This is a genomic window from Eggerthella guodeyinii (assembly GCF_009834925.2).
Lineage (GTDB): Bacteria > Actinomycetota > Coriobacteriia > Coriobacteriales > Eggerthellaceae > Eggerthella > Eggerthella guodeyinii.
Window position 1 is genome coordinate 548,247 of the sequence record NZ_CP063310.1, and the last position, 13,635, is coordinate 561,881.

At 64.2% G+C, this 13,635-nt stretch carries 12 protein-coding genes; 9 read left to right on the plus strand and 3 right to left on the minus strand.

Annotated elements, in window-relative coordinates:
• The first annotated feature begins 80 nt into the window (after positions 1–80).
• Positions 81–1,496, plus strand: a complete 1,416-nt coding sequence (locus GS424_RS02235) for a helix-turn-helix transcriptional regulator (protein WP_160941946.1) — start codon at positions 81–83, stop codon at positions 1,494–1,496.
• 73 nt (positions 1,497–1,569) lie between these two features.
• Here GS424_RS02235 and GS424_RS02240 read toward each other — a convergent pair whose 3' ends face one another.
• Positions 1,570–1,788, minus strand: a complete 219-nt coding sequence (locus GS424_RS02240; protein ID WP_160941945.1) for a helix-turn-helix domain-containing protein — start codon at positions 1,786–1,788, stop codon at positions 1,570–1,572.
• Between the two features lie 77 nt (positions 1,789–1,865).
• Between GS424_RS02240 and GS424_RS02245 the strand changes: the two genes are divergently transcribed.
• Positions 1,866–2,021, plus strand: a complete 156-nt coding sequence (locus GS424_RS02245) for a hypothetical protein (RefSeq protein WP_193666535.1) — start codon at positions 1,866–1,868, stop codon at positions 2,019–2,021.
• Between the two features lie 67 nt (positions 2,022–2,088).
• On the opposite strand, the gene GS424_RS02250 is transcribed toward GS424_RS02245, so the two are convergent.
• On the minus strand, positions 2,089–3,651 hold the full coding sequence (locus GS424_RS02250; protein WP_160941944.1) for a helix-turn-helix transcriptional regulator: 1,563 nt from the start codon (positions 3,649–3,651) through the stop codon (positions 2,089–2,091).
• A gap of 314 nt (positions 3,652–3,965) precedes the next feature.
• On the opposite strand from GS424_RS02250, the gene GS424_RS02255 reads away from it, so the two are divergent.
• The 4 genes from GS424_RS02255 to GS424_RS02270 all read left to right on the plus strand — a co-directional run bounded on the left by GS424_RS02255 (position 3,966) and on the right by GS424_RS02270 (position 8,165).
• A complete protein-coding gene (locus GS424_RS02255; protein ID WP_160941943.1) occupies positions 3,966–5,648 on the plus strand; it encodes a molybdopterin-dependent oxidoreductase in 1,683 nt (560 codons plus the stop codon).
• Between the two features lie 15 nt (positions 5,649–5,663).
• Positions 5,664–6,746, plus strand: a complete 1,083-nt coding sequence (locus GS424_RS02260) for a molybdopterin-dependent oxidoreductase (RefSeq protein ID WP_160941942.1) — start codon at positions 5,664–5,666, stop codon at positions 6,744–6,746.
• 145 nt (positions 6,747–6,891) lie between these two features.
• Complete coding sequence (locus GS424_RS02265) at positions 6,892–7,425, plus strand: metallophosphoesterase family protein (RefSeq protein WP_160941941.1); 534 nt, start codon at positions 6,892–6,894, stop codon at positions 7,423–7,425.
• Positions 7,422–8,165, plus strand: coding sequence for a thermonuclease family protein (locus GS424_RS02270; RefSeq protein WP_160941940.1), 744 nt, complete (start codon positions 7,422–7,424; stop codon positions 8,163–8,165). Before GS424_RS02265 ends, GS424_RS02270 begins: the two co-directional genes overlap by 4 nt.
• A gap of 154 nt (positions 8,166–8,319) precedes the next feature.
• Here the strand turns inward: GS424_RS02270 and GS424_RS02275 are convergent, their stop codons facing one another.
• The gene (locus GS424_RS02275) at positions 8,320–9,012 is read right to left on the minus strand and encodes a ferric reductase-like transmembrane domain-containing protein (protein ID WP_160941939.1); all 693 of its coding nucleotides are present in this window, start codon (positions 9,010–9,012) and stop codon (positions 8,320–8,322) included.
• Positions 9,013–9,308: 296 nt separating this feature from the next.
• Here GS424_RS02275 and GS424_RS02280 point away from each other — a divergent pair, with 296 nt between their 5' ends.
• The 3 genes from GS424_RS02280 (at position 9,309) to GS424_RS02290 (ending at position 13,584) form a co-directional block, all read left to right on the plus strand.
• Entirely contained in the window at positions 9,309–11,945 is a 2,637-nt protein-coding gene (locus tag GS424_RS02280) for a molybdopterin-dependent oxidoreductase (protein WP_160941938.1), read from the plus strand.
• A gap of 12 nt (positions 11,946–11,957) precedes the next feature.
• Complete coding sequence (locus GS424_RS02285) at positions 11,958–12,584, plus strand: 4Fe-4S dicluster domain-containing protein (protein WP_160941937.1); 627 nt, start codon at positions 11,958–11,960, stop codon at positions 12,582–12,584.
• Positions 12,585–12,885: 301 nt separating this feature from the next.
• Complete coding sequence (locus GS424_RS02290; RefSeq protein ID WP_160941936.1) at positions 12,886–13,584, plus strand: TorD/DmsD family molecular chaperone; 699 nt, start codon at positions 12,886–12,888, stop codon at positions 13,582–13,584.
• Positions 13,585–13,635: the final 51 nt, after the last annotated feature.

The window sequence follows — 13,635 nt, forward strand, 5'->3', positions numbered from 1 at the left end:
CGCGTATCCTCTTTCGACGGGACCCGCCGCACGGCGGGTCCCGTCGTTCGTAGCGCGCAATAGTTGCTACAATGGCGAACATGACATTGCCCGACGAGCATATCTTCTCGCGCGACTTCGCCAGAACGACGGCGGCGCTCGCGTTCGTGCTGTTGGCGACGTCGCTGATGAACATCGTCGTGTTCCCGCAGTTCGATGCGGTGTTCACGTACGCGCGCGACGTGTCGGTGCTCGCGAGCTCGGTCGCGCTCATTGCCATCGGTCTGGCGGCGGCCTTCCGTCCGTCGCTGCTGCGCGTGCGCGTGCTGCAACGGGGCGCGATCGGCTGCCTTGCGGCGGGTGCGGTGCTGCTGCCGCTTTCCCTGCATGCGAGCAACGCGATAGGGCTTACGGTTGCCGCCAGCCTGGCGGCCGTCGGGCGCAGCTGGATCGTCGTTGCGGTGGGCATGGCGGCCTCGCGGTTCACGCTGCGGCAGACGGGCCTGTGCGTCGCGCTGGCGTTCGTGGCGTACTACCTGATGACGGCGCTGGCATGGGTGGTGCCCGCCGCTGCGGGCATCGCGCTGTTCCTGCTGCTGCCGTTCGCGTCGCTCGCGCTGACCTGGCGCGCCGCGCTGCCGGTGCTCGAGGCGACCGAGGCGGGCGAGGCGCCGGCCGACTTCTCGGTCACGCAGCCGTCGTCGTTCCTGCCGCTGGGGAGCCAGCTGTTCGTGTGCCTGTTCCTGTTCCGCGTGGCGTTCGGCTACTCGCTGCGATTCGGCGAGGTGGGCGGCGTGCCGCTGTCGGACTTCCTGGTCATCGTGCCGGTTGCCGCGGTGGCGCTGGTGGTGCTGCTATCGCGCAAGGCGTTCCCGGCCGACCTGCTGGCGCAGGTGTCGGTGCTGCTGGTGGTGGCGGGCTTCTTCGCGGGCTCCACACTGTACGACCTGGTGCCGGTGGCCAGCGTCACGCTGCTTTCGGCGGGCAATACGCTGTTCGACATGGTGGCGTGGGTGGCGCTCGTGGCCATCGCCGCGCGCAACGAGCGCGGCGCGGTGGCGGCGTTCGCCTGGGGCCGCGGCCTGACCGGCTTGGGCACCATCGTGGGCGCGGCGCTGGGCGTGCTGGCGAACGGCCTGCTGGGAAGCGGTTCGTACGGCGCGGCCGTCATGGGCGGCCTGCTGATCCTCGTGTTCGTGGGGTACGCGCTCATCGGGCTGAAGACGTTCAGCTTCTCGGCGACCATCGCGGGCGTCACGCCGGTGGACGAGGCGGTGGCGAACGCTCCCGAGCGGGACTTCGAGGCCCGCTGCCGCGCGGTGGCGGAGCGGTTCGGCCTGAGCCCGCGCGAGCTCGAGGTGTTCATGATGCTGGCGCGCGGGCGCGATCGCGCCTACATCCAGGAGCAGCTGGTGGTGTCGCGCAACACCGTGAAAGCCCACGTCAAGCACGTGTACGCCAAGCTCGGCATCCACACCCACCAAGAGCTGATCGACCTGGTGGAAAGCGACGGGTAGCCGGGGGTTGAATCGCGATTAGAGCGGCAGCAGTGAGGGCGCGAGGCCCGGTCGCGCGTTCCGCAGCTGCGAGTCAGTCCGGCATCTTGGCGAAGAATTCCTTCACCGTCAGGCCGTATCCTGCGACGATCTTCTCGAGCGAATTGATCGTCGGATTCCTCTTGCCCAGCTCGATGTCGCCCAAATACGTCTTGTTCATGCCGACCACTAAGCCGAATTCGCGCAGCGACCATCCGCGATCCTCGCGGAGGTCTTTCAGCAACTGCCCGATCTGCACGTTTGTGTTCGTCATGCCCATAACGCTATGCGAACAGGTACACTGGTTAACCGTATATCAGTTTACGATTTCCCTATGAAAGGACGATGTGGATGATCGGTTACCGCGAACTGCTGGGAGCAATTGAAAAGGCTGCAGCAGAAGTTTTCGAAACAGCTGAAACCGAGGAGCGCGTGTGCGAGTTGGAGCAGGAGATGTACGAGGAAATAAACCTGGTCGCCGCCGCCAGGATCGCAGAGCTTGCGTAAACGCTCATCGTTGGGGTTGGATGCTCTCCCCTGTGTCGGGTTGGTCGGCATCCACGTCCGCCAAGCGTTAGCGGGAAGCGCCCTCGCCGTCTTCCGCGGCGCCCAGCACGAGATCCATCATCTCTTGGCGGTTGCCGATGCCGAGCTTGGCGTAGATGTGGGCGATGTGCGTCTTCACGGTGTTTTCGGCCAGCACCAGCTCTTCCTGGATGAGGGTGCGCGTGCGGCCTTGCGCGAGGAGGATGAATATCTCCGTTTCGCGGGGCGACAGCTTGTTGGCCGCGGCGATGTCCTTGCAGCGAACCGCGATGGCGCGCGATACGTGCTCGCCGGTCAGGTCGCCGAGCGGCGGGTTCTCGGACGCGGTCGCCGGCTTTTCCGCGGCGTTCTCCCTGTCGCCCGCGTCCAGCCGTCGCGCTCCCATCCACTCGCTCAGAATGGCGGCGATGGTGAGCGAGTAGGCGGCGCCGAGCATCACCATGCTGCTGAACGCCGCGCCGCTTCCCAGCAGCGCGACCCACAGCATGGAGCTGAGCGCGTAAATGGCCGCGGCGATGCCCATCATGCGGTACGAGGGCATGGTGAGCGCGTCAATCGCCGTGACCACGACGATCCAGAACAGCACGTGCGCGCAGGAGTCGTCCAGCCTCATGCACGCGTCGAGCAACGCGGCGGGGATGCCGGGCGCGGGGTTCTGCGACACGACGAGGAACAGGCCGCCGATGACGATGATGAACGCCGGCTGGAACCTCAAATCGAGGCGCCACCGGGTTGTCTTCACGAGCGTGGCGTATGCGAAGAGGGCCAGGATCGCCGTGGAGGCGAGGGACGAGGCGATGCCGGCGGTCATGCCCTGCGCCGCAGCCTCGCTGCCCCACAGCCCGATCGAGCTGAACGATCGCACGGTGGCAAGCAGAAGCGCGGCGGCGGCAACGAGAACCAGCAGGCTCCTTCGGCCTTCGTGCCCTTCCGGCAGCATGGCGCGACGCGGTTGCGCGGCAAGCGTCGTCGATGCTTCGGAGTGGGAAGACCGTCGCGACGCGACGGCCTTGGCGCGGTTGACCGGCGCGGCGGTGCGCGCTGCCTTGAACAGCGCGGCCGAGACGAGCGGCAGCGCGATGGTGATGACGATCTGCCAGGTGGAGGACACGAGCTCGCGCACGATGGGGAGCGCGAGCGTTTCCGCGCCCAATGCCGCGACGATGCACCAAGCGGTGCAGGCGAACGTTTGCGTCCTGGTGAGCAGCAGGTAGAACCGCGACGCGATCCAGAAATAGCCGGCTCCGAATACGATCAAGCCGGCGACCGCCAGCACGATCGGGTCGAAGAGGCTTTGGTGGGAGGCGAGCGCGAAGCTCGCGGTGCCCACCGAAGAGGCGAGCGGCAGCACGTAGGAGAAGGGTCGATCGCGCTCGCGCAGCCAGCGGGGCGCGAGGGCGAATGCGATGCCGACGGCAAGTATGCCCAGCAGGAAGAACAGCCGCGGGTTGACGGCGGGGTCCAGGTCGTGCAGCGAGGAGGGGAATCCTCCCGTGTGCCCGGCCAGCGTGCACCAGAGCAGATTCGTGCCCAGCCCCAAGGAGGCGAAGACCGCGCTGCGGTCGATGCGCCTGCCGGCGACGTTGTGCATGCCCGATCCCCCCGATTCTTCCCCTGATGCAGATGCAAGGAGGATGCGGACAGGTGGCCGCGAGCCCTTGCAGAGCGGGGTCATTATAAACGATTTCCACGATAGGCGAAAATGCCTCCTCCCTCCATCAACCAAACCGGGGGATACCTGCTCGGGCCGGACCCCTCATTCACCCGGATGCGTTGATGGCGTTCCCCGCCGCGTGATTCTACCATCGTTCCGACGTGCGGCGAACGCGTGCGTTTCAGGTGGGGAGGAGGGCCGAAAAGCAAGCGCGCACCGCCGCATTTTGACCAGAGAAGACGGAGGAGATCATGAGAAACATGCGACTGAAAGCCGCGCTCGGCATGGCGGGGGTGTTGGCCGTGACGGCAACCTGCTGCGTGGTCGGTCCTGCGCTCGCCGCCGATTCCGCATCGACCGCGGACGAGATCGTGCGTGGCGGGGAGCCGGACGGAGACGTGCAGTATCCAGGCAAGGAGTTCATCGTCGAGAACTACGACAAGTGGGACAAGATCGCCGAGGAGTACGCGCCCGAGATCATCCGATACGCGAACGGGCAGCTGGTCCAGCGCACGCCGACCGAGTACGAGTGCCCCCATTGGATGCAGCAAAGTTGGACCATCTCGTACAACACGTATTATCTCGATGCCGATAATCGCGGCTGCAATTCGTGCCACGCTGACCTGAACGCGATGATCGAGAACATGGAATACAAGCACGCCACCATCGACAACGAGGCGCTGGAAACGTACGGCGACGTGAACCAGTGCATCTCGTGCCACCGCGACAACGGCGACGATTTCGGCCGGTTGATCCATGCCATCCACTTCAACGAGCGAAGCGGCTCCAAGTTCGCCGAGGGTTCGAACGGCACGTGCCAATCGTGCCACGACGCGACGGCGGATGGCAACGGCATGCAGCTGTGGGACAACGTGAAGCACGACGCGCTCCAGGGCATCAACCAGGTTGAAAACGTGCAGGGCGAGTTCTCGGCCACGCAGGACAAGGTGCAATCCCAAAGCGAGCTGTACAGCTACGACTTCGTCCACGGCTATTACGATCACATGCGCTACGCCTGCAGCCCCGCAGGGTTGGACATCGACCTGCCCCAGAGCATGTTCGACGAGTGGGAAATCACCATCGACGGCAACGTGAACGAGCCCTATACGGCGAAGCTGCCCGAGCTGGTGGCCGAGGCCGAGGCCGCGGGCGTCGTGGTGACGAAGCCCTCGAAGATGGTGTGCGAGCTCAATCCGATCGGCGGAGGCGGAATCGGCCAGGCCGAGATAACGGGCATCCCGGTGAGCTGGCTTATCGAGAAGGCAGGGGGCTACACCGAAGGCACCAACAGCGTGCGCGCCATCCGCGCGGACGGGTCTTCGCGCAGCGGGTTCGACCTGTCGGTTTTGGACAAGGGGTACCTGGTGTACAAGATCGGCGGGGAGTATCTGGACGCGCGCCACGGCTTCCCGGTGACGCATTGGCAGGAAACGTACGATGCCCAGATATTCTCGAAGCAGATCAACGGGTACCACGTGACGTCCGACGTTATGGACGAGCGCGAATGCGGCCAGGTCAACCAAGAAGGCGCGCACGTGAACCGCCCCAACGTCACCGTGTGCGGCGTGCCCGAGGGCCTCATCATCCAGAACGGGCAGCCGTTCACCTTCAACGGCTACGCCGACGCGTTCGACCATCCCATGAAGACGGTGGAGTTCTCCATGGACGGGGGCGAGACGTGGACCTCGTTCGACGTGGGAGACGTCGATCCGGCGAAGTGGCTGTGGTGGAGCTTCACGTTCACGCCCGAGAAGGAGGGCGCGTACGTGCTGAGCGTTCGCGGCACGGACGTCGACGGCGAAGTGAGCTATCGCGATCACGAGGTGCTGGTGAATGCCAAGGACGAGATGCCGTCCGAAGACGAGATCACCGAGATAGGGAAGATCGTCGATCCGGCTTTGGCCGACGGCGAGGCTTCCGGCGATCAGCAGTAAGCGAGGATGATTGATATGACGCAACGAACTACCCGCGTGCTGTCCGGCGTCGCCGGCGCGGCGCTCCTGCTGACCGGCTCGGGCTTGGCGCTGAGCGCCTTGCATCCCGGCAGCGCCGACGCCTCGGACGCATCGAGCGGAACGACGCACGCGTTCAACGAGAACGTGGTGGAAGCCTCGTGGGCGAACATCGACGACGGCTCGTACGTGAAGGTGCCGAACGTGCAAGGGAGCTTCGCGTTCAACCAGGCGGGCACGACGCCGAACGACGAGCTGTTCAACGTGTTCGGCACGGCTTTGACCTCGATGTGCTCCAAGCCTGCAACGGAGTTCGAGGCGCAGGGAAGCGGCCTTGCCAGCTTCTACGTGAACGTGGGAGGGCATATCGAGAAGAGCTTCACCGTGGACGTGAGCGAGCTTTCCGAAGACGCGAGCGAAGAAGCGCTCATGGCGTGCTCGTGCGCCACCGGCTCTCCGTTCGGGCAGGCGGCCGTTCTCGGTGTGCCGCTGGCTTCCATCGTGGAAATGGCCGATTTGGAGGAGGGCGTGAACACCGTGACGGCGTACGGCGCCGACGGGTTCGGCCAGCCGCTGCCGCTGCGCTATGCGCTGGAGCACGATGCGATGCTCGTCTACCAAGTGAACGGCAAGGAGCTGACGTCGACGACGGAGGGGTCCAGCTTGCAGCTGTGGATGCCCGAGACGGTGGCGCGGTACTTCACTCGCGCTATCACGGATATCGAGCTGACGCGCGAAGATGCCGAACCGGACGTGCAGCAGGTCGATCCGTGCTATCGCAATAAGATCAACATCATGAACTACGCCGACGGGTGCACGTTCGGCGTGGGCGACGAGATCACGTTCGAGGGCGTTGCCGACGATCTGGGAAGCCCGATCGAGGCCATCGAATTCTCGTTCGACGGCGGTGCCACGTGGTCGTCGTGCGCGACGGAGGGCGCCACCGCGGACAAGTGGGTGAACTGGCAGTTTTCCACCTCGTTCGAGGACGCGGGCGACTACCGCATGACGGTGCGCGCCAAGACGGCCGACGGGATGGTGTCGCCGCTTGCGGCGACGCTGCTGTTTGCGGTTGAGTAAGGCTTTCTTTCTCGCGCGCACGAACCCGTGCGGGCTCGTGCGCGCGGCCCCCAGCCTCAACGAGACTTTCACGCCTTGTGCCAACGTTGGCTCGATATCCTATACTGGAGCCTCACGCTGATTCCATCTCGAGAGGAGCCCCGGCATGACCGTTATCGGCCTTATTTCCGACACGCATGGGCGGTTGCCCGACGAGGCGCTTGCGGCCATGGCCGACGTCGACCACATCATCCATGCGGGCGACATCGGCGGCCCCGAGATCCTCCATGCGCTCGAGGCGCTGGCGCCGACCACGGCGGTGCTCGGCAACAACGACTTCGACGAGTACGGCTCGCGCGTGGGCCGCTTCGCGCATCCCGTCATCGACGGGGTGCGTTTCCTCGTGGCGCACTATCCGCGCGACGTGCAGATCGGGTTCAACGGCTGCGCGGGCCTGGCGGCGGGCGATCCCATCCCGCAGGTGTGCGTCCACGGGCACACGCATGTGCCCGAGCTGGTGTACGGGGCCGAGGCGCGTCCGGCATCGTACGTCGTCTGCCCCGGCGCGCCGTTCCGCCCGCGCGGCGGGTTCCCGAAGTGCACGGGCCGCATGAGGGTGGAGGACGGTCGCGTGCTGGGCGTGCGCATCGCGTCGCTCGACGGCCAGACGCTGTTCGAAGTGGGCGAGGGGCTCTCGTGACGCAGAGCGCATCGACGCAGCGCGCGCTGCGCGAGCTGGTGAAAACGCTGAGCGCGACCCGGGCGGGTCGCATCGGGCTGGTTGCGATCGTCGCGGTGGTGCTGGTCGGCGCCGTGTGGATCAACGCGCTGGCGGAGGATGCTCCTTCGCTGGGGGCGTCGTCCTCGTCCGTGTCTGCCGCGCGCGAGGCGTCCGCAGGCGTGAGCGAGGCGGCGTACCGCGCCGCCGATCGGGATGCGTCGCGCGGGACGGAGACGCAGCGCGCGCACCTCGATCCCGCCTCGTTCGAACGCGTGACGGTGCGCCATGTGGTGGACGGCGACACGCTCGCCGTTGCGACCGAGAGCGGCGACCACGTGTCGGTGCGCTTGATCGGCATGGACACCCCCGAGAGCGTGGCGCCCCAGGAGGAGCGCAACTGCGAAGAGGGCGTGCTGGCGTCCGACCATATGAAAGAGCTGGTGGGCAAAGGCGACGTCCTGTGGTTGCAGTACGACACGAGCGTCACCGACAAGTACGATCGCCCGCTCGCCTACGTGTGGCGCGCCCTGCCCGCCAGCGCCGCGGAGGCCGACGACCCCGCCGTCATCGCGCGCGACATGCTGAACGCCATCCAGGTGATCGACGGCTACGGCCAGGCCAAAACCTACCGGCCCGACACCTACCACGACGGCCTTTTCGCCCAGTGGGGCGACGAGGCCCTCGCCGACGCCCGCGGCGTCACCCACAAGTGGGCCTGACGGGCAGGTTGCCGAGCACGCGTACGGCGCAAGAGGCACAAGAGGCATAAGAACGGATGTTTCACGTGAAACATCGGGCGGTGCGGCCGCTTATGCGAACGGGCGGCTCGTGCGAGCCGCCCGTTCAGGGGAGGGAGGGAACGTCGAAGGTGCGTCAGCCGACCGTCGCGGCATGCGGGTCGGGCGCGTGGTGGCGCAGGAGGGCGCGCCGCATGCGCAGCACGACGTAGGCGCCCACCGCCACGGAGTACACCGCCAGGCTGATGGCGGCCGTGTCGCGTCCGGCGAGCGCGGACGGACCCAGCAGCAACGCGAGATGCACGTACGTGAGCAGGTAGAACGGGTATGCCAGGCGCTGCACGCCCTTCCAGCGCGCGGCGCTCATCCGCCGCTTCACCGCCTGGAACGAGGTGACCAGCAACACGGCCATGAGGGCCGTCAGCAGCCCTGCGAGCGCCAGCGAGAACCCGAGGTTCCCGGCGAACGCCGAGCCCAGCCGCGGCACGTAGGAGACGCCGTAAAAGGCCAGGTGTCCCAGCGCGAACACGCATCCCAGGATGGACAGCTGCCGTCGGATGGGCATGAGCCGTGCCCGCAGCGACGACCCCTCGTCGAGCACGCCCACGAACATCACGACGGTGAACAGCGCGAACGCAAGCGCACATCGCTGCATGAGCGGCATGAAGTACGGCCACAGGCCGCCCGTCGCGTTCGCGCTCGTCCCGAACCAGTACAGGCCCACAAGCGCAAGCGCCGCGAGATAGAACGGGACAGGGTAGCGCTTCAACGGCTTCGCAAGCGGAACAACAAGAACGATGCAGCACGCCAATGCGATCAAGAACCTCATACCAACCCCCTTTGTTGGTCACGATTCTGTCATAGTATCATAGTATAGCTTGAATAGCAATATGGTAGCTGCTGTTGAAATAGCAGGTCGTTTTCCTGGGCAATTGTTCTCAACTTAGGTACATATTCCTCGCTATTCTTCGTTGACTGTCATAGTTTATGGTGATAGTATGGCCGCAATGGGCATCATATGAAAGTATGACGGTATGGGCTCATGGACAGTCGTGATTGGAATTGTCGGGGGGACATTCCACATGCGGGTTTTGTTTCCCGGACGCGATGAAGAGGGGGTCAAAAGTGGGCAATTCACTGACACGACGCAGTTTCGTCAAATGGGGATCGGCTACTGCAGGTGCTGCAGCATTGGTCGGCTTCACCGGCTGTTCTCCTGCGGGAGACGCGGGCACCGATGCGGGGGGAGCCGCTCCCGCCGCAGAGGAGAAGGGCGAGTGGAAAACCGGCGCCTGCATGAACAACTGCAGCTGCGGTTCTTCGCGTTGCTTGCTCAAGGTGTACGTCGAGGACGGCGTGCCGCTTAAAATACGAACCGATGAGCAGGATGAGGATTCGATCGAGGTGCCCCAGCGCCGCGCCTGTCCGCGTGGACGCGCGCAGATCAGCAACATCACGTCGCCGGCGCGCATCAAGTACCCCATGAAGCGCAAGGGCTGGAGTCCCGAGAATCCCAACGGCGAGATGCGCGGCAAGGACGAGTGGGAGCGCGTCAGTTGGGACGAGGCGCTCGATTACATCGCTGCCGAGATGAAGAAGGCATACGATACGTACGGCAACCGATCGATTCTCGCCGCCGCCTACGACGATATCGGCGACACGTACTTCGATCCGGTCATTTGCCTGCTCAACAGCTTGGGCGGAGCCGTGCACCACGACATGGGCACCGTTTCGCTCGGTTCGTGGCCGCTTCCCGAACTGTTCATGACCGGCGGCATGCTCAATGCCCCCGACGCCTTGGCCGTCGCCGAGAGCGATCTGCACTTCCATTTCGGCAATAACTGGATGGCCAACAAGGGCGGCAACACCGCGTATCAGCTCGACTATGCGCGCGAACAGGGCGGCAAGGTCATCATCGTCGATCCGTGGTTGAACCAGACGGTGCAAGCGGTTGCGGACGAATGGGTTGCCGTGCGTCCTGGCACCGATACGGCGCTGTGCATCGGCATGATGTATCATCAGATCGAGAACGGCCTGTACGATCAGGAATTCCTCGACACGTACTGCGTGGGCTTCGACGCCGAGCATATGCCCGAGGGGGCTCCGGCCGAGGACAACTTCAAGGACTACGTGCTGGGCACGTACGACAACGAGCCCAAGACGCCCGAGTGGGCGGAGGCCATCTGCGGCGTTCCGGCCGATACGATTCGCCGTCTGGCCGAGGAGATCCACGCAGCCGAGAAGGTGGACTTCTTCGCCGGCCAATCCACGACGAAGATACCTGCAGGCGAGATGTTCGCGCAGGCATTCTACACGCTCGCCATGATGCACGGCGGCCTCGGCACGCCGGGCAACTACGCCAGCTGGGTCGGTTTGCACGAAGGCATGTCGGGCGCCCCGTTCGTGATGGCGGGAGATTCGTCGAACGGAGCGAAGAAGAACCCGGTGAACCCGCTGACGCCTCCTGCGGTCATGTCGACTCCCGACTGGTCGAAGATCGAAGACCCCACGTCGTGGGAGAAGATCGATCATACCGAGTGCTGGGTTTCCATCCTCAATGGCGAATACGGCCGCGACGTATGGCCGGGTGGCAAGAAGCCGATTGACATTCACGTGATCTATTCTGGCGGATATCAGAATTCGTTGAACTCGCTGCCGAACGCCAATGCGGCCATCGAGGTGTTCCGCAAAATGGACTTCGTGTGGGGCGCGAACCCGTTCTTCGATCCGTCGCGCCAGTATTGCGACATCGTGCTGCCGGTTGCCACGTGGTGGGAGAAGGGCAACCTTGCCTGGACGAACAACTCCGATACGGTGTACTGGGCCGATCGCATCATGGAGCCGCTGTTCGAGTCGAAGCCCGAGTCGTACGTGGCGGAAGAGCTTGCGAAACGGTTGAACGTGGATTCTGCAGCCGTGAACACCATGACCGACGCCGAGCGTACGTACACGTCGCTTGCCGGTGCCATGTACATGACCGACCATGACACTATGCAATACGCCCCGCTTCTGACCATCACGCAAGAGGACATCGACGAACTCGGCGTTGAGGGCGCCCCGCAAGAAGGCATCATGACGGTGGCTGAATTCAAGGAAAAGGGACTCTATAAAACCAAGCGCTCTTTCGGCGACAAGCTGACGAACATACCGTATAAGGCGTTCTACGCCGATCCCGCGGCGAACCCCCTGGCCACATCCACGGGCAAGTTCGAGATCTACTGCCCGATGCTGTCAGGCTACGTCAACTCGGTCGGGTTCTCCACGATCTCGCCGATCGCGAAATGGCAGATCGGGGATCCCGAGCAAGGTCAGGGCACCCAAACCGACGAGTACCCGCTGTTGTTGTGGACGCCTCATTCGCTGCGTCGTGCCCACACGGTGAACGACAATGTCACATCGCTGCGCGAGGCGTTCCCGCAGGAATGCTTCATGAGCGAGGTGGACGCCGACGAGCGTGGCATCAAGAACGGCGATCTTGTGCTCATGACCAGCCCGCATGGTCAGGTGCTCCGTCCGGCGAAGGTGCTTCCGACGCTCGTTCCCGGTTCGGTGGCGCTGCAGGACGGCGCGTGGATTCAGATCGACGAAGCGACGGGCATCGACGTCGGGGGCGACCCCAACATCCTGCAGGCGCCGAAGTCTTCTGGCGAAGCGTCCCAATCGTGGACCGGCACGCTCGTGCAGGTGGAGAAGTATACGGGCGACATCAAGCTCGATCCCGACAAGAATCGGCCCATCGTCATGCCGGTTGGCGTGGAATAAGGGAGGTGCATCATGGCTCAGTACGCATTCTACTTTGATTCCAACAAGTGCTCCGGCTGCAAAACCTGCCAAGTCGCTTGCAAGGAGACCTACAAGCTTCCGGTGAGCAACTTGTACCGCAAGGTGCTGAACTATCAGGGCGGCACGTGGGAGCGGAACGAGGCGGGCAGCTACGTGCCCAGCGGCGTGTTCGGCTACTTCGTCTCCATGGCCTGCAACCACTGCGTCGATCCGGCGTGCGTGGCGAACTGCCCGACGGGTGCCATGCAGAAGGATGAGGAAACCGGCATCGTGTGGACCGATCACGAGGTGTGCATCGGCTGCAAGACCTGCCAGACCGTATGCCCCTACGACGCCCCGACGTACGGCGAAGAAGAGGGCTACATGATGAAGTGCGATATGTGCAAAGCCGAGGTTGAAGGCGACGGCAAGCCGATCTGCGTCACCGGCTGTCCCATGCGTGCGCTCGATTTCGGCACGCGCGAGGACATGATCGCGAAGTACGGGGAAGGCGACGTGGAAGTGGAGCCTCTGCCCAAGGATACGACGCATCCGAACCTCATCATGAACCCGCATCGCAACGCCCAGAAGACGGGCAGCGGAACGGGCGCGCTCGTGAACCTGGAAGAAGAGATCTAGCATCCCGCCTGATCCGTGCGTCGCACGGATCAGGCGGCACTCGCAAGTTGCATGCCGTCTGTTTCTGACTCACGATGGTGGGCGCAAAACAGGCCCTATGACAAAATTCGGAAGGAGGCGGGTCGGTGTGAGAAAACTGACCTGGTGTTTTGCTGGCCCCTTCGGCAAAATCGCTCCGAATTGCCTCGCTGGATTGTCATAGGTGCCGTTTTGCGCCCAACAGTGCTGGGCCAAAAGGGCGGGCGGCGGGAACGCATGCGACGGAAGCGCGGTCGGATTGCGGGAACAAAGGAGGTTGCACATGGGGGATATCTACGATTGCGGCAAGCTGGAAGCGGCCGGGGTTTGCTTCGTCGCTGCCTCGCGCTTGCTGTATTGCGAACCGGACGATGCTGAAATAGCAAATCAGGTGGAGCAGCGCATGTTCGAAGAGGCGCCGTTCGGCATGGACGATGCCCGGGTGCGCGCGGGCTTGACGGCGATGGATGCCTGGTGCGACGAACCGCTCACCGCAGAGCGCATGGCCGCTCTCAAGCGCGAGTGGTTCAGGCTGTTCGTGGGTGCCGGTACGCCCGATGCGCCCAGCTGGGAGTCGTTCTACGTCGACCCGAACAGCCAACTGTTCAGCAAGCACACGCTTGAGGTGCGCGCGTGGTACCAGCGCTACGGGTTGCAGATCGAGCGGCTGCACGCTGAGCCCGACGATCATCTGGGGCTCATGCTGGGATTCGTCGGCCATCTCGCGGGGCTCGAAGCCGAAGCGCTTTCCGATGGCGACGAGGCTCGAGCGCGCCAGCTGGCGCACGATCAGGAGGCGTTCCTGGTGGAGCATGTACTGCCTTGGCTTGCGGCTTGGCGCTACAGCGTGAACGAGCACGCGGCATCCGGCTACTTCCGCGGCGCAGCCGACCTCGTATTCGGCCTGTGCGCATGCTATGCTCGGCGATTCGACGTTGTGTTCGACGAGGACAAGCAGGTGTTCAAGCGCACGAGCGGCTAGCCAGAGGGAGGACGAGGCTCTATCATGGACTGAACGACTTCGGGGGAGAGG

What these genes read in the sequence shown, in the direction of transcription:
- GS424_RS02260 (WP_160941942.1), top strand. Translation starts at nt 5,664, where the DNA reads ATGACGCAACGAACTACCCGCGTGCTGTCCGGCGTCGCCGGCGCGGCG.
- GS424_RS02245 (WP_193666535.1), top strand. Translation starts at nt 1,866, where the DNA reads ATGATCGGTTACCGCGAACTGCTGGGAGCAATTGAAAAGGCTGCAGCA.
- GS424_RS02250 (WP_160941944.1), bottom strand. Translation starts at nt 3,651, where the DNA reads ATGCACAACGTCGCCGGCAGGCGCATCGACCGCAGCGCGGTCTTCGCC.
- GS424_RS02290 (WP_160941936.1), top strand. Translation starts at nt 12,886, where the DNA reads ATGGGGGATATCTACGATTGCGGCAAGCTGGAAGCGGCCGGGGTTTGC.
- GS424_RS02265 (WP_160941941.1), top strand. Translation starts at nt 6,892, where the DNA reads ATGACCGTTATCGGCCTTATTTCCGACACGCATGGGCGGTTGCCCGAC.
- GS424_RS02235 (WP_160941946.1), top strand. Translation starts at nt 81, where the DNA reads ATGACATTGCCCGACGAGCATATCTTCTCGCGCGACTTCGCCAGAACG.
- GS424_RS02285 (WP_160941937.1), top strand. Translation starts at nt 11,958, where the DNA reads ATGGCTCAGTACGCATTCTACTTTGATTCCAACAAGTGCTCCGGCTGC.
- GS424_RS02275 (WP_160941939.1), bottom strand. Translation starts at nt 9,012, where the DNA reads ATGAGGTTCTTGATCGCATTGGCGTGCTGCATCGTTCTTGTTGTTCCG.
- GS424_RS02240 (WP_160941945.1), bottom strand. Translation starts at nt 1,788, where the DNA reads ATGACGAACACAAACGTGCAGATCGGGCAGTTGCTGAAAGACCTCCGC.
- GS424_RS02255 (WP_160941943.1), top strand. Translation starts at nt 3,966, where the DNA reads ATGAGAAACATGCGACTGAAAGCCGCGCTCGGCATGGCGGGGGTGTTG.